The sequence below is a fragment of the Methylomusa anaerophila genome (genome assembly GCF_003966895.1).
Lineage (GTDB): Bacteria > Bacillota > Negativicutes > Sporomusales > Sporomusaceae > Methylomusa > Methylomusa anaerophila.
The window spans coordinates 1587544-1613307 of the sequence record NZ_AP018449.1 but is presented as its reverse complement, the minus strand read 5'-3'; the positions used below and the strand labels follow the sequence as shown (position 1 = coordinate 1613307).

The following is a 25764-nucleotide window of genomic DNA, read 5'->3' as shown; positions in this document are numbered from 1 at the left end:
AGAGACGTCGGGACATGGAGGGAAATAGTGTAGGCGTCTCTGCGGTTCAAAGAATTGACTGTGAAGGAGTTGTTAATATGGATATTAGAGAACAAGCTTTGAAAATGCACAAAGATTATCAGGGGAAATTGGCTGTCGTCAGCAAAGTGCCGCTGGCCAACGGGCACGATCTTAGTTTGGCCTATACACCCGGTGTAGCCGAACCATGTAAGGACATAAAAACCAATAAAGATTTGTCCTTTGAATATACTTGCCGGGGCAACATGATCGCGGTTGTGAGTGACGGGACCCGGGTGCTGGGGTTAGGTGATATCGGGCCGGAGGCCGCTATTCCGGTAATGGAAGGCAAAGCTGTTTTATTTAAAGCCTTTGGTGATGTTGACGCCGTTCCCATTTGCCTGGATACCAAAGACCCTGACAAATTTATTGAAACGGTAAAGCTCCTGCAACCAACTTTTGCCGGAATCAACCTGGAGGATATTTCTTCACCCAAATGTTATGATATCGAAGACCGACTGAAAGCCGAGATGGATATCCCGGTATTTCATGATGATCAGCACGGCACAGCGATTGCTGCCTTATCGGCGCTTATCGGCGCACTGCGGTTGGTCAAAAAAAATCTGGCGACTGCGGCGATTGTTGTAAACGGTGCCGGTGCTGCCGGCACTGCCATCGGCCGGTTGCTGGTCAATGCCGGAGCGCAGAATGTTATTATTGTAGATATCCACGGAGCATTATATGACGGAATGCCTGGACTAAACCGGGTGCAGGAGCAGCTTGCCAAAGTTACCAATAAAGAAAAACGGCAAGGCGATTTAACCGCTATGGCGCGGGGAGCCGACGCCCTCCTGGGCGTCTCGGTTCCCGGCGCATTCACTAAAGAAATTATTAGTTCCATGAATACTGATGCCATTGTGCTGGCCATGGCCAATCCAGTACCGGAAATCAGCTACGCTGAAGCTAAGGCCGCCGGGGCTAAAGTCGCAGGTACCGGCCGGTCTGACGCTCCCAATCAAGTTAATAATGTTACCGTTTTTCCCGGAGTTTTCCGCGGCGCAATCGACGTTCGCGCCCGGCAAATTAATGAAACCATGAAAATTGCCGCCGCATACGCTATTGCCGATTTGATTCCGGCAAGCGAGCTTAAAGAAGACTTTATTGTTCCCAACGCCTTCGATCCAAGAGTAGCTCCGGCGGTTGCCGCCGCAGTAGCCCGAACGGCAATGGAAACGGGAGTGGCGAGAATTCAGGTTGATCCCGAAGAAATACGGGCAAATACAGCCACCCGGATTAAATTGAGTAAAAATAAGCGGGAAAGATAAACAACGAAAGAGGGAATCCTGTATGACCAAAAAAATGAAAATGAAAACCATGGACGGCAACTGCGCCGCCGCCCACGTAGCCTACGCATTCACGGAAGTGGCGGCCATCTATCCCATTACGCCGTCGTCCACCATGGCGGAATACGTGGACAGCTGGGCGGCGGCCGGCCGGCAAAACATCTTCGGCCAACCGGTCCGGGTTGTGGAAATGCAATCGGAAGCCGGCGCGGCCGGCGCCGTGCATGGCTCTCTGCAGGCCGGCGCCCTGACCACCACCTTTACCGCGTCCCAGGGCTTGCTGTTAATGATTCCTAATATGTATAAGATCGCCGGCGAGCTGCTGCCGGGGGTGCTGCACGTAAGCGCCCGGGCCGTGGCTGCCGCCGCCCTCAATATCTTCGGCGACCACCAGGATGTAATGGCCACCCGCCAGACCGGTTTCGCCCTGCTGGCCGAAAGCAGTGTGCAGCAGGTCATGGATTTGGCAGCAGTGGCCCATCTGGCGGCCATCGAGGGCCGGGTGCCGTTTGTGAGCTATTTTGACGGCTTCCGGACTTCCCATGAGATTCAAAAGATTGAAACCTGGGATTATGACGATTTAGCGCAAATGGTGAATCAGGACGCGCTGGCCGCCTTCCGCCAACGCGCCCTCAATCCGGATCATCCGGTAACCCGGGGCACGGCCCAGAACCCGGATATTTACTTCCAGGGCCGGGAGGTCAGCAATGAGTATTACCTGGCCCTGCCGGCAATCGTGGAAAAATATATGGCGAAAGTGAAAGAACTTACCGGCCGGGAGTACCATCTGTTCAACTACTACGGCGCGCCGGACGCCGACCGGCTGATTGTCGCCATGGGCTCGGTCTGCGAAACGATTGAGGAAACCATTGATTATTTAAATGCCCGGGGAGAAAAGGTCGGCCTCCTGACCGTTCACCTGTATCGCCCTTTCTCCATTGAGCACTTCCTAAAATACATTCCCCGCACCGTGGCCAAAATCGCCGTGCTGGACCGCACCAAGGAACCCGGCTGCGCCGGCGAACCTTTGTACCTGGATGTTAAGAACGCTTTTTACCGCCAGCAGTGGCAGCCGGTCATTGTCGGCGGCCGCTACGGCCTGGGTTCCAAAGACGTGGTGCCGGCGCAAATCGTGGCTGTTTACGAAAATCTCAGGAGCGAGGCGCCCAAAGACGGCTTTACGGTGGGGATTGTGGACGATATCACCCATACTTCCCTGCCTCTGGGGGCCGCTATCGATACCACGCCGGCCGGCACCCGGGCCTGCAAGTTCTGGGGACTGGGTTCGGACGGCACTGTGGGCGCCAACAAGATGGCCATTAAGATTATCGGCGACAAAACCGATTTGTTTGCCCAGGGCTATTTTGCCTATGATTCCAAGAAATCAGGCGGCATAACCGTTTCCCACCTGCGTTTCGGCACCCGGCCGATCAAGTCCCCGTACCTGATCCACCAGGCAGACTTTATTGCCTGCCATAACCAGTCCTATGTGACGAAATACGACGTGCTGGCCGGTTTGAAGCCGGGGGGAACCTTCCTGCTCAACTGTATCTGGGAGGAGGCGGAGCTGGCGGCAAACCTGCCGGCGGCTATGAAGCGGTTTATCGCCGCCAACGAGGTGAATTTCTATACCATCAACGCGGTAAAAATAGCGAGAGAAATTGGTCTGGGCGGCCGCATTAACATGATCATGCAGGCGGCATTTTTTAAACTGGCCGACATCATCCCGGTTGCCGAGGCGGTAAAGTACTTGAAGGCTTCGGTTGTGGACGAATACGGCAACAAAGGGGAAAAGGTGGTCCATATGAATTACGCCGCCATTGATCAGGGGGTTGACGCCCTGGTTAAGATTGCCGTTCCCGCCGCCTGGAAGGAGGCCCGCGATTCGGCAGTTGCCGGGAAAGAGGTGCCTGAATTCATCCGGAAGGTAGTTATTCCCATGAACCGCACCGAAGGGGATCAGCTGCCCCTGAGCGTGCTCAAGGATATGGGCCTGACTGACGGCACCTTCCCGCCGGGGACGGCCGCTTATGAGAAACGCGGCATCGCCGTTGAGGTGCCGGAATGGCAGGTGGACAATTGCATCCAGTGCAACCAATGCGCCTTCGTTTGTCCCCACGCCTGCATCCGGCCGGTGCTGGTGAGCGAAGCCGAGGTAAAGAACGCCCCCGCCGGGTTCGTAACCAAGCCGGTTGCCGGTGCTGACGGCCTGCACTACCGGCTGGCGGTATCGCCTTATGACTGCACCGGCTGCGGCAATTGCGTCCAGGTATGCCCGGCCAAGGAAAAGGCGATTGTCATGCAGCCCATGGGCAGCCAGCTGGCCCAGGCGCAGCTGTGGGATTATGCCATGAACCTTGCGCCCAAGGCGAATCCGGTGAAAAAGGAAACGGTCCGGGGCAGCCAGTTCGAAACGCCGTACCTGGAGTTCTCCGGGGCCTGCGCCGGCTGTCTGGAGACCGCTTACGCCAAACTGGTGACCCAGCTGTTCGGCGACCGGATGATGATTGCCAATGCCACCGGCTGTTCGTCCATCTGGGGCGCTTCCGCGCCGGCCATGCCGTACTGCACCGACAAGCGCGGTTACGGTCCGGCCTGGGCCAATTCCCTGTTTGAAGATAACGCCGAATTCGGCCTGGGCATGCACCTGGGCGTGCAGCAGGTGCGGGAGCGGCTGGCAGCCAGGGTTGCCGCGGCGCTGCCTCTGGCTGACGGGGAAGTGAAAACGGCTTTAGCCGAGTGGCTGGACAAAAAGGATAGGGGCGCCGGTTCCCGGGAGCGGGCGGATAAGCTGAGCACCGCCCTCACGGCGGTCCGGGGCACGAATGCCCTGCTGGATGAAATTTCTGGCTATCAGGATTTCTTTGTCAAACGTTCCCAGTGGATCTTCGGCGGCGACGGCTGGGCCTATGATATCGGCTACGGGGGTCTCGATCATGTTTTGGCCACCGGCGAGGATGTGAATGTGCTGGTCTTTGACACCGAAGTATATTCCAACACCGGCGGTCAGTCCTCGAAAGCCACGCCGGCGGCGGCCATTGCCCAGTTCGCGGCCAGCGGCAAGCGGACGAAGAAAAAAGACCTGGGCATGATGGCGATGAGCTACGGCTATGTCTATGTGGCGCAAATTTGCATGGGAGCCGACAAAAACCAGACGTTGAAGGCGATCGCCGAAGCCGAGGCTTATCCCGGACCGTCCCTGATCATCGCTTACTCGCCGTGCATCAACCATGGCCTGAAACTGGGCATGGGCAACAGCCAGCTGGAGGGCAAGCGGGCCGTGGAAGCCGGCTACTGGGCCATGTACCGCTACAATCCGGCGCTGAAAGAGCTGGGCAAAAATCCGTTTACGCTGGATTCCAAGGAGCCTACCGCTGATTTCAAGGAGTTCCTGCTGGGGGAAGTGCGTTATTCCTCGCTGCAAAAACTGTTCCCGGAGCAAGCGGAGGAGTTGTTTGCCAAAACGGCTAAGGACGCGGCGGAAAGATTGGCCGGCTACAAGCGGCTGGCGCAAACATCGGAGAAAGAATTGGGCATATAATAGTCGAACGGCAGCCTTTCGCCAAATACCAGAATAAGTGAACTCGTTTAGCTTCTGCTAAACTTCGGGGCTTCGGTGGGGGACTCTACCCCCACCGAAGTTTGGAAGTGGTAACACCCACTTATAGAAGTGGGCGTCTTCGAAATTGGATAAATTTAAAAATGGCAGGAAAGCCTTTGAAAATCACAGGCTTCCTGCCATTTTTCCCGGACGCAGCCGGAGACTGCCGTAATTTGCCTGCGCTGCTCCGGTGCAATCATCCCACCGGGACGCTTATGGTTATTTAACCCGCCGCCTCATGCTCCCTAGACAACGTCTTCCAGGAATTTGAAGGAGTCCTGGCTGAACCACCAGTCACTGTAGGGCAAGTCGATTCTTTGGGAAAGGTTGCGCGCTAAGCTGTTGTTGGCCAGGGTATCCAGGATCCGGTAGCCGAATTCCACCGTCCCTTCATACCCCAGGGCGGTGAAGACGTCCGCAATCATCAGGGAAGGAATTCCTAATTTCATTGACCAGACGCAAAGCCCGGGATGCCGGGAAAGATAAAAGTCCGGTTTCAGCTTGGTCAAAAGATTCAACATTTCAAAGTTCTGCTGGTCGGCAACGCTGACCGGCACGTCGTTTTCCCGGGAAGCCAGTTCCAGCGCAGCCTCAGGTATGGTTCCATGATCGTAGCACTGGTCAAAATGCCAGGCCGCCGCCCAAATCACTTCTACCCCCAGCTCTTGCAGCACTCGGGCGTAGCTGTGGGAGAAACTGGGTCCCATGCCGATCACGGCTTTTTTCCCGCGGAGTTTTTTTCTGATTTCTTCCAGCTCCGGCCGGGTGCGCTCCTTTTCCTCGGCGAGATAAGCTGCCACTTCTTTTTCCTTCCCGACAACCTTCCCCAGCTCCCGCAGCCAGTTTTCGATGCCGGCTATGCCGTGGGGCTGCAAAGCCTTGACAAAAGGCACGCCGTAATGCTGTTCCAGACCGTTGCCCAAATATCCCCCCAAGGTTCCGCACACACTGAGAGTCGCCGCCGCCTCGGATATTCTTGATAATTCTTCAATCGTTCTGTCCGGCAGCACGAACTGGGGTACAAGTCCAAAACGGGCGAGAATCTTCTCAATTTCCGCAAAGCGGCCCAGATTGCTTCTGAAGGTGATGACATTAATGAGTTCGGGACGTTTCTGGACCGGCGGCTTCACAATCCGGGTGAGAACGGCATGGTAGGCGGCGTCAAATCCCGAAGCCCAGACTTTGGAACGAAAACCTTCGCAAAAAACCGGCACGACGGGAATTTCCAGTTCTTTTTCCACCTCGGCCAGGATGCTTTTGAGGTCGTCGCCGATAATCCCGGAGGCACAGGAGCTGGTCACAAAGATGGCTTTCGGGCTGAATCGCCGGAAGGCTTCCCGCACCCCCTCCTTCAGATCTTCAGCCCCGCCGAAAACGGTCGTGTTTTCGCCCATATTGGTACTCAAAACTCTGACCGTCGTTAGCTTTATATTATTAACCGTGTGGAACATCTGGGTTTGGACATTGGTGCCGATAATCTCCGCCGAGCAGCCCAAAGGGCCGTGATTCACGACGGCCGCGTCTTTAATTGAGGCCAGCTGACCCTGGGCGCAGCCCGAACTGCAATTGCTGGTCTGGCTGAAGCATCTCTCCTTGTTTTTCAGGCTGCCGCAGCCGACCTGTTCCACCAGGCTTTTGATTGTGCCTTTATACCCCGTGATGGCGCCCAGCCTGTTTTCACGGGTTTGGGCCTCTTCGCTTTGAATATTGATTGTCATCGGACTATACCCCCCATTCCTTTTTTCTGATATTACTGGAAGTTGTTGAGGATCACGGTGTAGATATCCTCCGTGAGCCGCAACGCGCCCTCGTATCCCACATAACCGCGGCTCAGCACCATCCGGTCGCTGACGGGAGTGGCAACGGACAGCTCGTAACCGTTGACTTCCCTGGCCACCACCCGGTCCCAGGCGCTGCCCAGAATCAGCGGTCTTCCCCTGAACTTGATCTGGCGCAGGGATTCGGCGACTTCACCGCCATCATGGGTAAAAGTGACTTCGGCGGTGATGCCGTCCACAAAATTTTGGAACTCGGCGGCGATACCCGGCCTCGCTTCTTCCGGCGCGTTATCGGTAATAAATTGTTTATTGGGCAATAACCCCATATCGTTAACTAAGAACCGGGAAATTCCCAGGGCATAAAAACTGTCCGCGATGGTGACAAAATGTTTGGGCATCAGATTTCTTTCCAACAGGATGTCGGCCGCGCGCTCAATATAGTAATAATACTTGCTTTCCTGGCCGCGAATAACCGCTTCCGCTTTCGCCGCCGGAATCCCCGTCGCTTCAGCCACCGTCCTCAGAAATTTCCCGGTTTCGGTAGGCCCGATCGGCAAGACGGGATAGTGAATGTACGGAGTTCCGAATTTTTCCTCCAGCTGCTTGACATTTTTCAGCCCGACCCAAGGGGATATCAACAGGTTGTATTGGGCCTTAGGCACCTTGTTGAGGGCCTCTAAGCCGTTCCCCGGCCCAAAGATCACATTGGGCTTCAGTCCCAGCAAGCCGATCAATCGGTTTAATTCTTCCAGATTACCCGTCCAGAAGGTGTCCTGCAGGGGTACAACCGACCAGATATTGATCAGCCCTTTTTCCGTAGCGGCAGCCGAAGGCTTGAGATACTGGTTAATAATCGCCTCCAGCACCAATTCATGACCAAAGTAGTTGCTGCCTTTGAAGCCCCCGGTTTCCGCATAGATGACCGGAAAGCCCTGCTCTTGAAAATCCCCGACTACTTCCCCCACATCATCGCCCACAATATCCGAAGTGCAGCCCGTGAGAACGGCATAGAGCCCGGCATTCATAATTTTCAGGGAATTGCCCAGGACCTCCCGCAGTTTTTCCGCACCCCCGAAAATAACTTCCTTTTCCGTAACATTGGTGCAGGGTATGGCGTGCCCCCCTGTTTGCCCGGATCCCTGACAGCCGTTTTGCAGTCCCAGCGTAACCCAAAGCTTGGCCCCGCAGCCCGGGCCGGCGTGCAGCACCGGCACCGCTTTCTCAATGGCCAATACCGATTGGTAGGCGCCAAGAGCGCAGACGTGCCTTAACTGTTCAACACATTTTCCCATAACTATCTACCCTTTCTATCTCTATTTTCTTTGAGTTACTGTTTCTTTTGAGTTACTGCCGGTAGCAAAAAAATATAAGTCGCCGGCTACAACCGATAGGATAGACGCTTGCCGATAGTGGACATGATCGCGTCTATGCCTACAGCCAGCGCAGCAATAACGGTAACAGCCGCAAACATTTCCACCAGCTGATAAGTGTTCTGGGCCCGGTAGATCATCCAGCCAAGGCCGGAACTGGCCCCCATCATTTCTGCGGCAATCAGGAACAAGAGGGCGTAGCCTGCCGCAAGGCGCATCCCTGTCAGGATGGCAGGAAAGGCGCAGGGAAACAGGACCTTTACAGTTAGTTGGAAACGGCTTAAGCCCAGGGAACGTGCAGCCTTGACAATATCCGGGTCAGCATGAAGAATGCCGGATAAGGTGCTGAAAACAATCGGCCAGATACATGCCCAGGCGATTATGGTCACCTTGGTCGCTTCCCCTGCCCCCATGAACACAATAATAATATGGAAGACCACAAACGGATTAATATAAGACAGCCATTCCGTTAAAGGCTCAAGGGCCAGGCGTACCCGCTCCGACCAGCCTGCCAGCAGCACGCCCAGGGGGACGGCGACAAGGGAAGCAATCAGGAACCCGGCGCCGGCGCGCCCCAGGCTGATTTCCAAATGAGTAAATAACTGCCCTCCCGCAATCTGGCCCGCAATGAAGGTCACTACCCGGGAGAAAGCAGGGATAAACTGCGAATCAACCCAGCCCAGCCGGCAACTGATCTCCCAAAGAGCCAGAAAGGCCAATACGGAACCATAACGTTTTGCCAAAGATACGCCTATACTCATTGATTCCCCTCCTTGCCTTCCCGGCAGATCAATTTGTTTTAGGGGAGTGACCGGAGTGGTTTTTATGACCGGAGTGCTCCTCCTGGTTATTGCCGGAATCCTTTCCCGGCGTGCTTTCCCCGTTTTCCTGCGGCCTATGCTGGCTGTGATCGGTTAGGGCCGGAATATCGTTTTCCCCGGGAAAACTGTTATTCAAGTGGTTCAGCCGGTTGATCTCCACGCCTCCCAGCAGCAAAATCCCGAGCATTACCGCTGCCGCGACCACAGGGAAGCTGCGGCCCGGTACGCGTACTTTCCCCTGATCCTGCGCTTTGCCATCCCAGATGGAGTCAGAAGGTTTCCAGAAGAACAGTCCCTTCTCTATTTGGCGGAGAGCGACGCTCAGGCCCACGCCGACAAGGGAGATGCACAGACCCACAGCGAACACCGGGGCGGTTGCATAAGGATAGACATAGTAATTGCTCGCCCAATGGAGAAGCCAGCCCAGCCCGGCCAATCCTCCCAGCATTTCCCCCGCCACCAGAATAGCCAGCAGCAAGACAGCGGCAGAGCGTATGCCAAGCAGGACCGCCGGGGCGGCTCCCGGGAACAGCACGCGCCAAAACAACTGACTTTTGGATATCCCCATGCTTCTGGCGGCTTTAAGCAAATCAGGCTCAACCGCCTGGATGCCCGTAATCGTATGATGAATTAAAGGCCAAACGGCAACCCAGGTAACGACAACCAATTTGGCTTTCTCTCCTACCCCAAAAAACAACAAAAACACGGTCATCAGGGAAAACGGATTGATTTGCCCCAAAATCCGGAATAAAGGATTCAGCGCAGCCGCTGCGCCGGGCAGCCAATAACCAAGCAGCGCCCCCAGCGGAACTGCCAGCAAAGCAGCTAAAACAATCCCCACCATCACCCGCCACAAGGTAGCCAGAGCATGCCCCAACAAATGCTGAGTCAGCGCCAGATGCACCACCTCGCGCAAGACCACAGACAAAGGCGGCAAAAAGGTCTGGCTGACAATCCCCAGGCGGGGAAGCACTTCCCAGAGTACAGCCACCAGAAAAATACCGGACAAGCGCAGCATAATACGGTAAATGAGCGAATCTGCCTCCAACCTCACGAATTCATCCCGCCTCCTCTCCTCCCGCGCCCAGGCGCAGCGAGCGCAAACAGCTGATAGTCCGGGGATTGCGGCGTTCCCCGGACTATCGGCTTACTCCGGTCTATTTCCGATCTAGTTGTTGGCAAACTGTTTGGTAACCAGATCGTTTACGCTTAGCTGTCCTTGTTTCAGATAACCGTCTTTGACAAGATCGTCAATCCAGGGTTGAATCAGCCTGTCAGGGAAGTCTCTGCGGGTATAATAATAGTGAACCGCGTTGACCGGCTGCCCGATATAATCCCCGGTCAATTTAATGGCTTCCGCTTCGTTTGCCGGATCGACACTCCAGGCGTGGGCCTTTTTCATCGCCCGGACGAAGCGCGCTATGGCCTCCGGGTTTTCCGCAATGAATTTTTCCGTAAAGTAATAAACTCCCGTACCTGCCGCTTCCCCCAGGCCGGTGTCCGACGTGTCAAATACCATGTTCAGCTTGGAATCCGCCGCCAGCTTATAGAAGGGAGGGTGAACCCCGACAATATCCAGGTTGCCCTGCTGGGCAGCCTGCAGCGCCGCCGTATCGCTGTCGAAAGATACGAATTGGATATTCTCCCGGCCGTAGCCTAAATAATCAAAGGCGTTGTCGGCGATAAAGGTCGTGCAGACCGGCTTGGTGCCGTTAATCGTAACCTTTTTGTTTTGGCTTTGTCTCAGGGCCACCAATTCCGCCAGGGTGTTGACCCCCAATTTCGGACTCAGGTAATAGCGCATATGCCGGTATTTCGGATCCACATCCGGCGTGGGGTCAACGCCGGATATAGCGACCCCTTTGATCTTGGCCCCGCCGGCTATATAAGTAGCCAGCGCGTTGATGTGGGCGCCGCCAATGTTATTGGTTCCGTTCAGCACGGAAGGCAAAATCTGGGGGGTGGTCAGTTCGCCGGTATACTCAATGTTCAGACCTTCCGCGGCGAAAAAGCCTTTTTTCTCGGCAATGACCCAGGGCGTGGAGCCGCAATTTTTCTTGGTGTCCGTCTTAAGCGTCAGTACCTGTTTCCCGGAAGCGGTCGGATCATGACCTTCGCTTTTTAAGTCCTTGAAGCCAAGTGCTCCCTGGATTTCATTTCCGGTTGAAATCCCCTTCCTCGTTTGTCCATGAAAGCTGCCAACCCCGATCGCTACTGCCAGAACTGCTGCCACGACCCCCATAATGATAAATTTCTTCTTTCGACCTCTGTCAGCCATTTTTTCACCTCCCTAATTCTTCCCCTCATCTATCTCAAGCCGGTTAATCCGGGCTTGTTTTCCGGGAAACCGGACTGGGCTGCGCGCCTGTCAAACCGGTAAATGTTTATTATCCCGATAGTCCCGGAGGACTGTGGCGTCCCCCGGACTATCCGGTCTATCTGTTTTCGACCCGGTTATTTAATTGTCAAACTTCTTGGTAATCAAATCGTTTACAGTCAGCTGCCCGTCTTTCAGAAAACCGTCTTTAACAAGATCGTCAAGCCAGGGTTGAATCAACCTGTCCGGGAAGCCTGTGCCGGAATAATAATAGTGAACTGCGTTGACCGGCTGCCCGATATAAGCCGCAGTCAATTGAATGGCTTCCTCCGCGTTTTCCGGCTTTACGCTCCAGGCCTGCGCCTTCTTGATGGCGCGGACGAAGCGCGCCACGCCTTCCGGGTTTTCCGCAATGACTTTGTCGGTAAAGTAATAAGCTAAGGAGCCTGCCGCTTCCCCAAGGCCGGTGTCCGCCGTGTCAAATACTTGCGGCAGCTTGGAATCCGCCGCCAGCTTGTAGAAGGGAGGGTGAACCCCGACAATATCCAGATTACCCTGCTGGGCAGCCTGCAGCGCCGCCGTATCGCTGTCGAAGGTCACATATTGAATTTGCTTCCGGTCAAAACCTAAATGATCAAAGGCGTTGTCGGCGATAAAGGTCGTGCAATTAGGCTTCGTACCGCTAACCGTAATTGGCTGGCCCTTTCGCAAGGCCACCAATTCCGCCAGGGTGGTGATACCCAGGTTTGGATTCAGATAAAAGCGCATATGCCGGTATTTCGGATCCACCCCTGAGCCAGGCGTGGGATCAACGTCCGCTAAAGTGACCCCTTTGATCTTGGCCCCGCCGGCTATATAAGTAGCCAGTGCGTTGATATGGGCGCCGCCAATGTCATTGGTTCCGTTCAGTACGGAAGGCAGGATCTGGGGGTTGGTCAGTTCGCCAGTATACTCAATGTTCAGGCCTTCCGCGGCAAAAAAGCCTTTTTTCTCGGCAATGACCCAGGGCGTGGAGCCGCAGTTTTTCTTGGTATTCGTCTTCAGGGTAATGACGTTTTTCCCGGAAGCGGCCGGGTCATAGCCGCCGCTCTTTAAGTCCTTTAAGCCAACTGCTCCCGCGATCACAGTGCCATCGCCAATTCCCTTCTTTGTTTGTCCGTGAAAGCTGCCAACCCCGATCCCCACTGCCAGAACTGCTACCACAGCCCCGAGTATGATAAATTTCTTCTTTTGGCCTCTGTCAGCCATATTTTTTACCTCCCTAATTTTCCTCTCATCTATTTCAAGCCGGTTAAGCCGGGCTTGTTTTCCAGGAAACCAGGCCGGGCTGCGCAGGCACCTGCCAAACCGGGAAATGTTATCAGCCGATAGTCCGGGGACTGTGGCGTCCCCCGGACTATCCGGTCTATCTGTTTTCGGTACTAGTTACTAATTGTCAAACTGCTTGACAACCAGATCATTTAAGGTTATCTGTCCTTCTTTCAGAAAACCGTCTTTGACAAGATCGTCAACCCAGGGTTTAAGCAATTTATCCGGGAGGCCGTTGCCGGAATAATAATAGTGAACCGCGTTGACCGGCTGCCCGATATAATCCCCGGTCAATTTAATGGCTTCCGCTTCATTTGCCGGATCGACACTCCAGACGTGGGCCTTTTTGATCGCCCGGACGAAGCGCGCTACAGCCTCCGGGTTTTCCGCAATGAATTTTTCCGTAAAGTAATAAACTGTAGTGCCCGCCGCTTCTCCAAGGCCGGTGTCCGCTGTGTCAAAGATTTGCGGCAGCTTGGAATCCGCCGCCAGCTTGTAGAAGGGAGGGTGAACTCCGACAATATCCAGATTGCCCTGTTGGGCAGCCTGCAGCGCCGCCGTGTCACTTTCGAAGGTCACATATTGGAGTTGCTTCCGGTCAAAGCCGGAATGATCCAAAGCGTTGTCGGCGATAAAGGTCGTGCAACTGGGCTTCGTACCGTTAATTGTAATCGGCTGACCCTTTCGCAGGGCCACCAATTCCGCCAGGGTGGTGATACCCAGGTTCGGATTCAGATAAAAGCGCATATGCCGGTATTTCGGATCCACATTCGGCGTGGGATCAACGCCGCCGATAGCGACCCCTTTGATCTTGGCGCCGCCGGCTATATAAGTAGCCAGCACGTTGATATGGGCCGTTGCAACGTTATTTGTTCCGTTTAACACCGAGGGCAAGATCTGGGGGGTGGTCAGTTCGCCGGTATACTCCATGTTCAGGCCTTCCGCGGCAAAAAAGCCTTTTTTCTCGGCAATGACCCAGGGCGTGGAGCTGCAGTTTTTCTTGGTGTCGGACTTAATCGTCAGGACCTGTTTCCCGGAAGCGGCTGGGTTATAGCCTTCGCTTTTTAAGTCCTTGAAGCCAAGTGCTCCCTCTATTGCAGTTCCCGTGGAAATCCCCTTCTTCGTTTGCCCTAAATGGCTTCCGACGCCAACGCCGATAAAAATAAGTGCCGCAACTATTCCAATAATTAAAAATTTCTTCTTTCGAGCTTTGTCAGCCATTTTTTTACCTCCTTACTTTTCCTCTCATTTATTTCTTATTTCCTTTTCAATTGACATTCAATTGACGAAAAACTGCCTGGTAGCCAGATCGTCTACACTTAGCTGCCCTTTTTTCAGAAAACCGTCTTGGACAAGATCGTCAATCCAGGGTTGAATCAGTTTGTCCGGCAATTCTTTGCCGGTATAGTAATAGTGAACCGCGTTGACTGGCTGCCCGATATATTCCCCGGTCAGTCGAATGGCCTCTTCTTCATTCGCCGGATTGATGCTCCAGGCATTGGCCTTTCTGATGGCGCGGACGAAGCGCGCTACGGCCTCCGGGTTTTCCTCAATGAATTTTTCCGTAAAGTAATAAGCGCTGACGCCTGCTGCTTCTCCCAGGCCGGTGTCCACCGTGTCAAATACCATGGTCAGCTTGGAATCCGCCGCCAGCTTGTAGAAGGGGGGGTGAACCCCGACAATATCCAGATTGCCCTGTTGGGCAGCCTGCAGCGCCGCCGTATCGCTGTCGAAAGATACGAATTGGATATTCTCCCGGCCGTGGCCTAAACGATCAAAGGCGTTGTCGGCGATAAAGGTCGTGCAAACCGGCTTGGTGCCGTTAATTGTAACCTTCTTGTTTTGGCTTTGTCTCAGGGCAACCAATTCCGCCAGGGTGTTGACTCCCAGTTTCGGACTCAGGTAATAGCGCATATGCCGGTATTTCGGGTCCACGTCCGGGGTGGGGTCAACGCCGTTTAAAGTGACTGCTTTAATTTTGGCGCCAGCGGCGATATAGGTAGCCAGCGCGTTGAAGTTGGCCGTTGCAACGTTATTTGTTCCGTTTAACACTGAGGGCAAAATCTGGGCATTGGTCAATTCGCCCGTGTATACAACATTCAACCCTTCCGCAGCGAAAAAGCCTTTTTTCTCGGCAATGACCCAGGGCGTGGAACCGCAGTTTTTCTTGGTGTCCGTCTTAATGGTCAGGACCTGTTTCCCGGAAGCGGCCGGGTCATAGCCGCCGCTCTTTAAGTCTCGGAAGCCAACTGCTCCCTGGATTGCAGTTCCTGTGGAAATCCCCTTCTTCGTTTGCCCTAAATAGCTTCCGACGCCAACCCCGACAAAAATAAATGCCGCAAGTATTCCAATAATTAAAAATTTCTTTTTTCGAGCTTTGTCAGTCATTTTTTTACCTCAATTTTCTTTACTTTTTAATGCTCTCATTTAATCCGGCAACTCCGGGCTTGTTTTCAGGAGGCTTAGCTCAGTTGCGAAGCCTCTTTCCAGACCAGGAAGTGTTTTTTCAGCCGGGCAAAAAAAACGTTAACCCCAATTGCCAGTATGGTAATATAGAGAACGATGCCGTACATTAAGGCAAGCTCATACTTGGTCGTGGCGCTGATATAGTACCAGCCAAGACCTGTGCTGGCGCCAATAACCTCCGAAGCGATGATCATAAAGAAAGCAATTTGCGCCGCGATCTCAATCCCGATAAAAACATTGGGCAAGGCGTGGGGAAAGATTACTTTGGACAACAATTCCCAGCGGCTTGCCCCCATGGAGTGGGCCGCCTTCAGCAGATTGCGGTCCATATTGCGCGCCCCGGTCATTGTATTGAAAAGAACCGGCCACAAGGTGGACCAAAATATGACCACTACTTTCTCGGTGGTGCCGATGCCGAAAAAGATCATAAAGATGGGAATAATCGCAAAAGGATTCAATTTTTCACATGTGCGCAGAAAAGGCAGCAGGGCCTTCTCCGCCGATTCGAAAAAAGTTCCCAGCAAAAAACCGAGGGGCACGCCTACCAGCAAAGAAAGAGCAAACCCGATGACGACCCGTTCCAAACTGATCAATGTCTGGTCCCACAACATGCCGGAAGCCGCCGATTTGAAGAGGGCCACTATGGCGTCGGTGGCTGGGGAAATAACCCCCTCGGGGATTAGGTGGGCTCCGAACTCCCAAAAAATAAAAAACAAAATAATCGAACTACTGCCAAAGGCAAGCTTTTTCAGGTTAGGCAGCAAAAAATTCATTTAGCGGATAACTCCTTTCTATGATTTTATACTCGCTGTCGTTCCGCTTTTCAGGCGGCAACGCTTTCCCTCTCTTCCGGAAGCTCCTCCTCCCGCCAATACAGCACGGTGCTCTCCAAAATTTCAAGGGCATAATTCAAAACAAAACCTACACCTGCGACCAGGATAGCGCCCAGATAGATCCGCTCCACAAAACCCATGCTTTGCGCATTGTGAATCATCCAGCCCATCCCGGAATCCGCCCCCATGCTCTCAGCGCCGATCAGCATAAAGAAACTCATCGTCAAGCCCGTCCGAACGCCTGAAATAATGGTCGGCAGTGCGCCGGGCAGCACGACTTTGAAAAACAATTCCAGTTTATTGGCATTCATCGCTTTACCAGCCCGGATAAGCAGGGTATCCACATTTTGGATACCTACTATTGTCGTAAAAAGGATCGGCCAAAAAGAAGACCAGAAGATAACGGTATAAATACCACCCTCGCCAACCCCCGCAATGATGACAAAAATCGGGAACAAGATAAACGGCGGGATACTGGAGAGAAAAACCGTCAATGGCCTGAGAAATCTGGCCAGCCACGGCAATGCCCCGGCCAAAACGAATCCCACCGGCAGTGCCAGCAGGGTAGCGAAGAGAAAACCTGCAAAAACCCGCTTGAGGCTGATCGAAACGTAAATCAGGATATTGGCTAATCCTAAATCGATTGCTGTCTGGATAACCCGGGACAGCGGGGGGAGAAATACATTGCTGGCCCAGCCTACCCGCGGCGCTATTTCCCATAAAATCAGCACCAAAAAATATAAATAAAACCCTAAGAGCTTGTTATGAACCGCTGTTATATTCTCTTTCATGAGTTCCTCCCTTTGGCCCTTAAAGTGTTGAAGCCTGACGCTCCTGCACTTTATTTACTTGATTTCCTTGCTGTGATAATCCTCATTCTTGTGTGATAATCCTATTTGTTATAAATTTCTTTTTCCCGTCAACACCATTTCCTACCTCCCCTCAGTAATCTGGGATATACCTTGATCATTCAGCCAAATACATCTTCGATTGAAAAAAAAGAGGCCGAATAAAAATTATTCAGCCTCTAGGTGTGCGCCTAGTCAACTAATTCAAAAAACTATTCTTTTAATGCATTATATTATTGCCAGCAAACCTATTATTCCCATATATGTTATTATTTCCTATTATTTATATCATATATATCATATCCCTTTTTGGGTGTCAATAGGTTTTTGTTTTCTTTTGTCAATTTATTGTCTTATTGTCGCGTTTATATTCTACAAAAAGAGGCCATGTGCAATCACATGGCCTCTAGCTGTCTAACTAGTCGGAACAAGCGCTTATATATATTCCCAATCACTTGTATTCTCTATCGATTTTTTCATGTTAACGCTATTATAAACTCTATCCTTTGCGCTGTCAAGAAAATTTTCCTGGTGAAAATTCTCCTGTTTGGTAGTGTCAATAAAGCGCAATTGGGGATATAAACCTTTTAGGATTCCTTGAGGCAAGAACAATTATGTCTTAAACCGGCTTGCTTGCTTGTTTTATCGGCAGGTTCCCGAATGAACAGGGTGAGAACAAACCCCAGCACGGGCAGCCATGACAAGAGGTCAAATACCCGGGGAACTCCCCAGGTGTCGGCAATCCAGCCCATGGATAAAACGCCGACGGCTCCGAGCCCCGAACCCAAGCCTAAATTTAGCCCCGATGCCATGCCTAAATTATGGGGCATCATTTTTTGGATTAACACCAAGCCGCTGGTCGCGGTAGCGGCCAGCAAAATACTGCTTGCCGCCAGGACGGCAAATACCCAAATATCACTGACTATCCGGAAAAAATACAACAACGGCGCAATGGGCAGGATGGAGAAAATCATCACCTGCCTACTGCCATAACGATCACTCATGATACCGCCCAGCAAGGTGCCGATTACGCCGGCGCTCTGAAACACGCTCAGCAGAAAACTGGCGTACAACGGACTGCCGTTCAGATAGGAGATATAGTATAATGGTACAAACGTACTGATGCCGGAAGCTATGGTGGCTCGCGTCAAGACCATGCCCATAAAAGCCAGCAGCGGCCAATTGACATAGGATTTCAGCCTGGCTGAACCCTGCCGGCGGTGCTGAGGTTCGAGGCGGGGCAGCCGGGCGACCAAACGGAACAACGCCAGGCTGACCAGGATGTAGGGCAACGAGTACAACAATAATCTGCTTCCCGGTCCGCCCAGCAACAGGGATGCCAGAAATATGGAACCAACAGCAATACCAACGCTGCCGCCGACAGAAAATATGCTGAGAGCCTTTCCTTTGGCCGCTCCGCTTAATAGACTAACGGTTTTAGCCGCTTGCGGATGAAATGCGGCGGAACCCAGGCCGTTAATCGCCGTAAGCAGAAACAAAAAATAATAATTAGGAGCGAAAAAAATTGTCGGCAGCGTGAGGCCCAGAACCAGGCAGCCCACCGGCATCAGCCAGGGACGCGGTTTTCGATCACTCAGATATCCGAATAAAGGCTGAACGATGGACGATGTCAGGTTCTGCACCAGTACAATGGCCGTTACTTCTGCATATGCCAGGCCAAATTTCGCTTTAATGAAGGGCAAGGCTACATAAAAAGCACCACCGGCCATGTCGACACTGCCATGTGCCAACGCCAACACCCAAATGGGAAAAGGTATTGTTTGAAATAGTTTGAACAAGATGATCACTCCTCAGAGTTTTGCCTTGCCACGGGCTTCACAGCGGAATTACGGCGGATAGCTTGCCGGAAGCCATATGTTACACTATGAATAGTAGAAAATAATATTAAGACAGTGCCGCCTGCAGGCTGTTCTTAGAAGGTTAGGTGAGTACATGCGGAGCAAAAATACCGTTATCTGCCTTGTTTTTGCAATTTTTCTCATGATAGTTTCGGCCGGGATTCTTTATTACCATACGCAGCTGTCCACTGCCTATTTCCCAGGCACCATTTCCACCAGTCAAAATCTTCTTATGCAGTCCTATTGGCGATGCCATTAACGGCCAAAGCGGCAAGGAGCGGAATTATCCGGTTCCCCGGCGGCAGCCCGGGAGCGGTAAAGCCAGAGCACTCCTTCCAGTACGCCAAAGGGAATAATGTAGGCTAAAAACGCTGTCCGAACATTAAAGTAATCTGCCAGTATACTGCTCACCATCGGCGCCACCGCCAGGCTAAAGCCGGCGCTAAAAGTGAACACCCCGGCAATCAGCCCTCTGTCACCTTGTACGGTGCTCATCATCTTGTAATTGGCAAGACTCATGACCCCGATACTCACCCCTGACAGCAAAGATCCCAGATACAGCATCCAGCTTTGGCCGCCGGCCCCCAGTAAAACTAAGGCTGGAACGATGCCGAGAACAGTGATGTGATAATAAGTTTTCGTTTGGCAGTTTTTCAACAACACGGGTCCCGCAAAGGTTGTAAGGATATTAGCGCCGCCTCCTACCAGCACGATTTGGGCGACAATATCCACCGGCAGCTTTAACAGTCCCACGACCACAAGAATAATCAGCGTCCTGAAGCTGGACATATAGCCGGTGTTTAACGTTTCCCCTGCCGCGATAAACAAAATTTTCCGGTCCCGGAGCAACTTTAAAAATTTGCTTAGTAAATTAACGTTATTAACGTTGTCCGATCTTTTTCGGTAAGACAGAAAATCCGCCGGCAGCAAAATCACCAATACAATGGTGGCAAAAATTACTGCCGCATTTATCACAAAAGCCGCCGCCAAGCCGATTTTAGCTGCCAGGATCCCGCCGGCAGCCGGTCCCGCTAACATTAGCCCGGAAGTCATGCAAGCTTTAAACCAGCCGTTCTGGGCCGGATTAATCCGGGGCAGCAATTGCAGAAAAGCGGTATTCAGCACCGTTAACCGCGTAGAGCACATAAAGCCGTCCAGTGTAGCCAGCAACAACAGCGGCAGCGGGCTGCCGACAAAAAAAACGGCCAGGATAAAAATAGCTTCCAGGAAACTGCTGACAAGAAACAGGGGTCTGGCCCCGAACCGTTCCAGCAAAAAACTGACCGGCACCACTAAGGCAAAATGCCCGATTCCCCGGCTGCCGACAATTAAGCCCATCTCTAATGCCGAGGCACCAAGTTCCAGGGCATACGCCGGGATCAAAATTGAATTTAAGCCCACCGCGGTCCCATAGATTAACGTCTGGAACAAAAAACTATAATATTCCGTCTGGTGAGACGCCTGCCCGTGCTTGAATCTCATCATAAATTTTTCATGACACCCCTCTTTGTCTCGTCTCGTGGATAATGCCCGTAAACCAACCACCGGCTATTTAACGTCAAGCCGTTTCCATAATAACAGTAAGAGGCCGCATTCCTACTGGAATACGGCCTCTAGGTTTCCTAGTCAGTCTCATGAATTGATTAGATTGTAGTATAGTTTTATTACTTTGTCAATCGTTGTTCATCATTTACGTCATATTGCTAGACAAAGCGCCCCTTGCACAGCAAAGTCATGGACAGTGACAAATGAAATAAGTATAATAATGAAGGGCTTTATTGACTTAGAAACTATAATCCATATTTTGTATGAGGTGCTGACATTATGAGAAACCATATCGAACAGCCGGTTTACTCCCAGATTGCCATGGATATTGCTTCGCGAATTGCCAAAGGTGAGCTTAAAGAGGGAACAAAAATAGCCGGGCGCTCATTACTGGCAAGTGAATACAATGTTTCCCCGGAGACTATCCGGAGGTCTCTGCGGTTGCTGGAAGATATGGAAATCATTGAAGTCCTTACCGGCAGCGGCGTAACGATAAAATCCCGTACCGGTGCTATGCAATATATTGAGAAATATAATACAGGCAAGGACTTACGGGCCCTAAAAGGAGAAATTTATGAAAAGATCCGCCAGCGGGAGGGCATAAATCAGGAAATCTCGGAAATAATTGATCAAATGTTCGATCTTAGCGAACGCTTGAGAAATATAAACCCCATCCATATCATCGAGGTAGAAGTTCCCATTAACTCACCTCTCGTTGGCAAGATGATCGCCGATGTACGTTTCTGGCAAAGGACCGGTGCGACCATTGTCGGGATAAAACGGGAAGGTAAGCTTATTGTTTCGCCTGGCCCTTATGCCTGTTTCATGCCGATGGATATTTTTCTGGTAATTGGTGACCCGGGTGTTCTTAAACGTATTGAACAAGTAATGAACGAGGGTTGACATGCATACCAAAACCTTACAACAGATACTACTGTTGTAAGGTTTTTATTTTTTGCACAAATTTGCCAAAAATAAAAATCAGAATTGACATTCTAACAACTCACAACCTATAATAAAGTTGTGGGTTGTTTAAAAAGAGGGGGGTGGCTATTGTGTTTAAGAAAAAGATCATTGGGGTATTGCTTGGGGTTTGTTTGGCAACAATTCTTCTTCCCGGTTGCTCCGGCAGTAATCAGTCCAAATCAGATACTACTATTAAATTTGCTGATGCCGGCTGGGACAGTATCAAATTTCATAATGCCGTTGCCATGTTTATCATACAGCATGGCATGGGCTATAAAACAGAGGAAGTCAGCGGAACTACAACCCTAACCTATCAAGCGCTAAAAAATAATGATATTGATGCTTATATGGAGGTTTGGTCAGATAATCTCGCCACGTATAAAGACGATGTAGCCAAGGGGAATATCCTGGAACTGGCTTTAAACTACGGTGATAATGCCCAAGGCCTGTATGTCCCAAGGTATGTTATCGAAGGAGACGGCAAACGTAATATAAAAGCTGTGGCGCCTGACCTGAAAACTGTGGAGGATCTAAAAAAATATAAAGACATATTTGCCGACCCGGAGTCCCCGGGAAAGGGAAGAATCTACGGTGCTATCCCCGGCTGGGAGGTCGACAAAATACTTTATAACAAATATATGAGCTATGGCCTGGATAAATACTATACATACTTTCGTCCCGGGTCAGATGCCGCCCTTGCCGCTGCAATCAGTACAGCTTATGAACAGGGTCAGCCGGTTGTCAGCTACTATTGGGAACCAACCTGGCTGACAGGAAAATACGACTTGGTAAAACTGCAGGATACTCCCTATGATCCAAATACTTTCAAGGAGGGAAAAGGCGATTTTCCTGCGGTGCCGGTTACTATAGCCGCAGCCAAAAACATTGCCGAAAAAGCTCCTGAGGTAGCGGAGTTCCTCAAAAAATACCAAACGTCAAGCGCAATAACCGCGCAAGCCCTGGCGTATATGGCTGATAACAAAGCAAGCTATGAAAATACCGCCAAGTGGTTCCTAAAAAACAACGAAAACCTATGGAGCAACTGGGTGACTTCGCAACAGTTGGAGAAAGTAAAAGCGGCGCTGAAATGAACAGATGGGTGATGGTTACATGACTAACTGGTTGTGGAGGTTTCCCGAAAGCTTACACTTAGATATTGGAACGCCTGTTGATAAAATGGTTTTGTATTTAAGCCATAATTTCAGCAATGTCTTTAGTCTTATAAAAGAAATGCTGCTGGGATTTACCCAGTTCATCTATCACGGAGTTGCCTCGATTCCGTGGTGGCTCATCATTGCCGCCATGGGAATCTGGGGCTGGAAGGCAAGCGGCCGGCCGGCCAGGGGAATATTATTCGGCCTGATGATGTTGTTAATTGGTGCTGTCGGGCTTTGGCAGCCTATGCTGGAAACAGTGGCCCTTGTCTTTGCTTCGGTCATTATATCCTTATTACTCGGCTTTCCGGCAGGTATATTTTTGTCCAGCAGTGAAAAAGCCAACGAAGCGGTACAGCCTGTACTTGATGCCATGCAAACAATGCCGACCTTTGTCTATTTGATACCGGCAGTTATGTTTTTTGGATTAGGTCAGGCGCCGGCGGTCATTGCAACCACCATTTACGCCGTGCCGCCGGTGATACGGCTTACCAGCCTTGCCATTAAGCAGGTAGACCCGGAAGTAGTCGAAGCCGCCCGGGCTTTTGGCTCCACTTGGCTCCAGACTTTATTAAAGGTGCAGATTCCCCAGGCATTGCCGACAATTATGACTGGCGTGAATCAGACCATCATGATGGCTGTTGCCATGATCGTAACCTGCTCCATGATCGGCGCCAAGGGATTAGGCATGGAGGTTCTGATCGGCATCAACCGTTTAGAGCTCGGGCGCGGGTTCACCGCCGGTATTGTAATTGTCATCATAGCAATTATCATGGACCGCCTGACGCAGAGCTGGGCGGGTGTAAAAAAATAGTAAGCAAGTTCGAAAGGAGACGCGAAATGGATGAGATTCTGCGAGTAGAGCATCTTACTATGCTATTCGGGTCTAACCCAACTGCAGCCTTAAAACAGCTGGAGGCCGGCGAAAGCAAAGAAGACATCCAAAAACGTACCGGAGTTACGGTTGGCGTATTTGATGCCAGCTTGTCAGTAGCGCCAGGTGAGATCTTTGCGATTATCGGTCTTTCCGGAAGTGGAAAATCAACACTGCTGCGCTGTCTCAATCTATTGCATCAACCGACCCGCGGCCAAATATATTTTAAAGGCTCGGATATTACGCATTATACCAAGCAGCAGCTTATGGACTATCGCCGAGACAATATTGCGATGGTATTTCAGAATTTCGGACTCATGAATCACCGCAATGTCATGGGCAATGTGGTATATGGGCTGGAGATACGGGGCTGTAACAAGCTGGAGCGCGAACAAAGGGCATCAGAAATGATCGGTCTTGTCGGCTTGGCTGGTTGGGAGAACCACCCGATTCCGGCATTGAGCGGCGGAATGCGCCAACGGGTTGGATTGGCCCGTGCGCTGGCGAATAATCCTGACATTCTCCTTATGGATGAGCCCTTTTCCGCATTAGATCCGATCATCAGAAGAGATATGCAGTTCGAACTGCTGAGCATACAAAGAAAAGTTAAAAAAACTATCGTATTTATTACCCATGACATTAATGAAGCTTTTAAAATCGGCAACCGTGTTGCCATTATGAAAGACGGCTGTATAGTCCAGATTGGATCGCCTGAACAGGTATTGGATAAACCAGCGGATAGTTATGTCGAAAATTTGATCCGCGATATCGACAGGACAAAAATATTATCTGTAAAAAATATCATGTCCTCACCATCGGCAATAGTAAAATCAGGAGACGGATGGCATGTAGCCATGCGGCAAATGGTATCCAACGGTGTGTCCAGTGTCTATATGGTAAACGATAATATGCAATTGTTAGGTTTGGTGACACTTGATAATGTGATGAATGTCCGCAACGGTCTCCTAAGTATGGAGGAAGCCGTTGTTCGCGACATTCCGCTAACAAGTCCCGATTTTGCTTTGCAGGAACTTTTGCCGGTTGCTGCCGAAGCCAAATATCCGATAGCGGTTACCGATGAAAACAAACAACTTGTCGGAATTGTGACCAAAGCAGCGGTTCTTTCTTCGCTTGTGAGTTAGTCGGAATGCCGGCCTAAATAAGCTTTTTCTTAAACCAGTCAATTATTTCCGGAAAAACCTCATCCAGATAATCCTGCGTACAGTGTTCTGCATGTTCAAAATATTTAAGCGTTTTTTCACCCTTTGCCCACCGCATAACCTTATCTGCATGCAGCTTTGGTGAAGGCATGACCTCATCCCTGCCTGCATGATAGAACAGTAAAGGTACTTTCAGGCTTACATCCTGTTCAATGTCCCAGTCAAATTTGTCCACTGCCGCTTCAAGCGTATTACATCCTGTCATGTATGTAACTCCACGCTGCCATATTGGGTTAAGCCGTTTTAAGCCATTTATACCTCCAATGAAAACAAGCCCGCTGTTTCCTACCACACATTTCACCCTTTTATCCAGTGCAGCGCTCATTGGAGCCAGGTATCCCCCAAGACTGAATCCCACTAAGGCAACCTTGTCCATATTTATTCCATAGGTCTGGTTTTGCTCAAACCAATCAATGATAGCAGATACTGCCTTATGATATTTCTTAACGTCATACTTCATGCTCTTCCACATCTCACCCTGGCCCGGCCCATCAAATGTAAAATAGTTGAAACCATTCTGTTTGAACATCGTTCCCTGGGAATGCCCCTCTGCCTCCTTTATATTGTCCATTCCATTAACAAAAATGATCAATGGACTGCCAGGTGCACCTGAGAGTCTTAAATACCCTGGGATTTTCACTCCTTCAAACGGCACCTCAATTCGTATTGGACATTCTTTTTCATTGTATAAAGCAATAGCTCTCTGATAGCTCATTCTTGCCTTTTCTTGGGTTGCTTCTTTCTGACTGCTGTCAATAAAGAATATATGCTGCCCAGTGTGATAGCATCCAACCGCCTCGTGAAATAATGCCCTTGATTTAAACTCATTTCCCTCATTCAAAGCTTTTTCAGCTTTTCGATAAAGCTCATCACCTTCTTTTGTCCATTGATTGCACCATTCTAACCAATTTGGTATTCTGGCAATGACCCTTTTTAATCTTCCGTAATCAATCCCAAAAGATAGAAATCTGCCATACCATCTGGAGTAAACTCTGCTTTCATTAAAAATAAATTTAAAAGCAAACTTTTCTTTTAAAGTCAAATCAACCATATTTTTTCCGCTCCCTTCTTGCAGTTCGGATACTAATTTCAACGATATATATTATTTTAATTTGTCCGTGAAGAAATCTGCAAATAACATGATAGTCTCTGTTGCGTGATTTGTCACGCAATGCTTGCCATCTTTCCAGAGCTTAAGTGTCTTATCTGTTGATGCTGATTCAGTGTATATTTTTTCAACCCCTTCGACGCGGAACAAGGGACCAGGTATTCCATGGCTGACTAAAAGCGCACAGGTTATATTTTGAGCGTATCCCTCCATCGTCATACCATCGATGAACTCCTCAATTTGCTGTCCCTTGACAACGCAGAAAAGACCCTATTGAAATGCGGTGTGAGAACACTGTGAGAATGAAAAAGACTACTTCAGTTTTGAAACCAAAGCAGTCTTTCTTCTATCCGCGC

At 50.9% G+C, this 25764-nt stretch carries 20 protein-coding genes; 6 read left to right on the top strand and 14 right to left on the bottom strand.

Annotated features, from left to right (window positions below; genetic code table 11):
* Positions 1-77 precede the first annotated feature (77 nt).
* On the top strand, positions 78-1322 hold the full coding sequence (locus MAMMFC1_RS07055) for an NAD(P)-dependent malic enzyme (RefSeq protein WP_126307689.1): 1245 nt from the start codon (positions 78-80) through the stop codon (positions 1320-1322).
* A gap of 22 nt (positions 1323-1344) precedes the next feature.
* The gene (nifJ, locus tag MAMMFC1_RS07050) at positions 1345-4881 is read left to right on the top strand and encodes a pyruvate:ferredoxin (flavodoxin) oxidoreductase (protein WP_126307687.1); all 3537 of its coding nucleotides are present in this window, start codon (positions 1345-1347) and stop codon (positions 4879-4881) included.
* Positions 4882-5186: 305 nt separating this feature from the next.
* On the opposite strand, the gene MAMMFC1_RS07045 is transcribed toward nifJ, so the two are convergent.
* The 12 genes from MAMMFC1_RS07045 to MAMMFC1_RS06990 form a co-directional block, all read right to left on the bottom strand.
* The gene (locus MAMMFC1_RS07045) at positions 5187-6659 is read right to left on the bottom strand and encodes a nitrogenase component 1 (protein WP_126307685.1); all 1473 of its coding nucleotides are present in this window, start codon (positions 6657-6659) and stop codon (positions 5187-5189) included.
* Between the two features lie 32 nt (positions 6660-6691).
* Positions 6692-8011, bottom strand: a complete 1320-nt coding sequence (locus MAMMFC1_RS07040; protein WP_126307683.1) for a nitrogenase component 1 — start codon at positions 8009-8011, stop codon at positions 6692-6694.
* An 86-nt stretch (positions 8012-8097) separates the two neighbouring features.
* The gene (locus MAMMFC1_RS07035) at positions 8098-8850 is read right to left on the bottom strand and encodes an ABC transporter permease (RefSeq protein WP_126307681.1); all 753 of its coding nucleotides are present in this window, start codon (positions 8848-8850) and stop codon (positions 8098-8100) included.
* A gap of 28 nt (positions 8851-8878) precedes the next feature.
* Entirely contained in the window at positions 8879-9964 is a 1086-nt protein-coding gene (locus tag MAMMFC1_RS07030) for an ABC transporter permease (RefSeq protein ID WP_126307679.1), read from the bottom strand.
* A 114-nt stretch (positions 9965-10078) separates the two neighbouring features.
* On the bottom strand, positions 10079-11188 hold the full coding sequence (locus MAMMFC1_RS07025; RefSeq protein WP_126307677.1) for an ABC transporter substrate-binding protein: 1110 nt from the start codon (positions 11186-11188) through the stop codon (positions 10079-10081).
* 180 nt (positions 11189-11368) lie between these two features.
* On the bottom strand, positions 11369-12475 hold the full coding sequence (locus MAMMFC1_RS07020; protein ID WP_126307676.1) for an ABC transporter substrate-binding protein: 1107 nt from the start codon (positions 12473-12475) through the stop codon (positions 11369-11371).
* A 180-nt stretch (positions 12476-12655) separates the two neighbouring features.
* Complete coding sequence (locus MAMMFC1_RS07015) at positions 12656-13756, bottom strand: ABC transporter substrate-binding protein (RefSeq protein WP_126307674.1); 1101 nt, start codon at positions 13754-13756, stop codon at positions 12656-12658.
* Between the two features lie 57 nt (positions 13757-13813).
* The gene (locus MAMMFC1_RS07010; RefSeq protein WP_126307672.1) at positions 13814-14923 is read right to left on the bottom strand and encodes an ABC transporter substrate-binding protein; all 1110 of its coding nucleotides are present in this window, start codon (positions 14921-14923) and stop codon (positions 13814-13816) included.
* 74 nt (positions 14924-14997) lie between these two features.
* Positions 14998-15774: an ABC transporter permease gene (locus MAMMFC1_RS07005; RefSeq protein ID WP_126307670.1), complete on the bottom strand. Its 777-nt coding sequence runs from the start codon at positions 15772-15774 to the stop codon at positions 14998-15000.
* Positions 15775-15824: 50 nt separating this feature from the next.
* Complete coding sequence (locus MAMMFC1_RS07000; RefSeq protein ID WP_126307668.1) at positions 15825-16625, bottom strand: ABC transporter permease; 801 nt, start codon at positions 16623-16625, stop codon at positions 15825-15827.
* A 644-nt stretch (positions 16626-17269) separates the two neighbouring features.
* Positions 17270-18481, bottom strand: coding sequence for an MFS transporter (locus MAMMFC1_RS06995; protein WP_126307667.1), 1212 nt, complete (start codon positions 18479-18481; stop codon positions 17270-17272).
* Between the two features lie 315 nt (positions 18482-18796).
* Positions 18797-20026 (bottom strand): MFS transporter, encoded by a 1230-nt coding sequence (locus MAMMFC1_RS06990; RefSeq protein ID WP_126307665.1) that lies wholly within the window; start codon positions 20024-20026, stop codon positions 18797-18799.
* A 339-nt stretch (positions 20027-20365) separates the two neighbouring features.
* On the opposite strand from MAMMFC1_RS06990, the gene MAMMFC1_RS06985 reads away from it, so the two are divergent.
* The 4 genes from MAMMFC1_RS06985 (at position 20366) to MAMMFC1_RS06970 (ending at position 24222) form a co-directional block, all read left to right on the top strand.
* Positions 20366-20989, top strand: a complete 624-nt coding sequence (locus MAMMFC1_RS06985) for a TrkA C-terminal domain-containing protein (RefSeq protein WP_126307663.1) — start codon at positions 20366-20368, stop codon at positions 20987-20989.
* Positions 20990-21141: 152 nt separating this feature from the next.
* The gene (locus tag MAMMFC1_RS06980; protein ID WP_197723936.1) at positions 21142-22143 is read left to right on the top strand and encodes an ABC transporter substrate-binding protein; all 1002 of its coding nucleotides are present in this window, start codon (positions 21142-21144) and stop codon (positions 22141-22143) included.
* Between the two features lie 19 nt (positions 22144-22162).
* Complete coding sequence (locus MAMMFC1_RS06975; protein ID WP_126307661.1) at positions 22163-23020, top strand: ABC transporter permease; 858 nt, start codon at positions 22163-22165, stop codon at positions 23018-23020.
* Between the two features lie 26 nt (positions 23021-23046).
* Positions 23047-24222, top strand: a complete 1176-nt coding sequence (locus tag MAMMFC1_RS06970; protein ID WP_126307659.1) for a quaternary amine ABC transporter ATP-binding protein — start codon at positions 23047-23049, stop codon at positions 24220-24222.
* A gap of 13 nt (positions 24223-24235) precedes the next feature.
* On the opposite strand, the gene MAMMFC1_RS06965 is transcribed toward MAMMFC1_RS06970, so the two are convergent.
* Positions 24236-25351, bottom strand: coding sequence for an alpha/beta hydrolase family protein (locus MAMMFC1_RS06965; RefSeq protein WP_126307657.1), 1116 nt, complete (start codon positions 25349-25351; stop codon positions 24236-24238).
* A gap of 51 nt (positions 25352-25402) precedes the next feature.
* A complete protein-coding gene (locus tag MAMMFC1_RS06960) occupies positions 25403-25627 on the bottom strand; it encodes a hypothetical protein (RefSeq protein ID WP_126307655.1) in 225 nt (74 codons plus the stop codon).
* Positions 25628-25764: the final 137 nt, after the last annotated feature.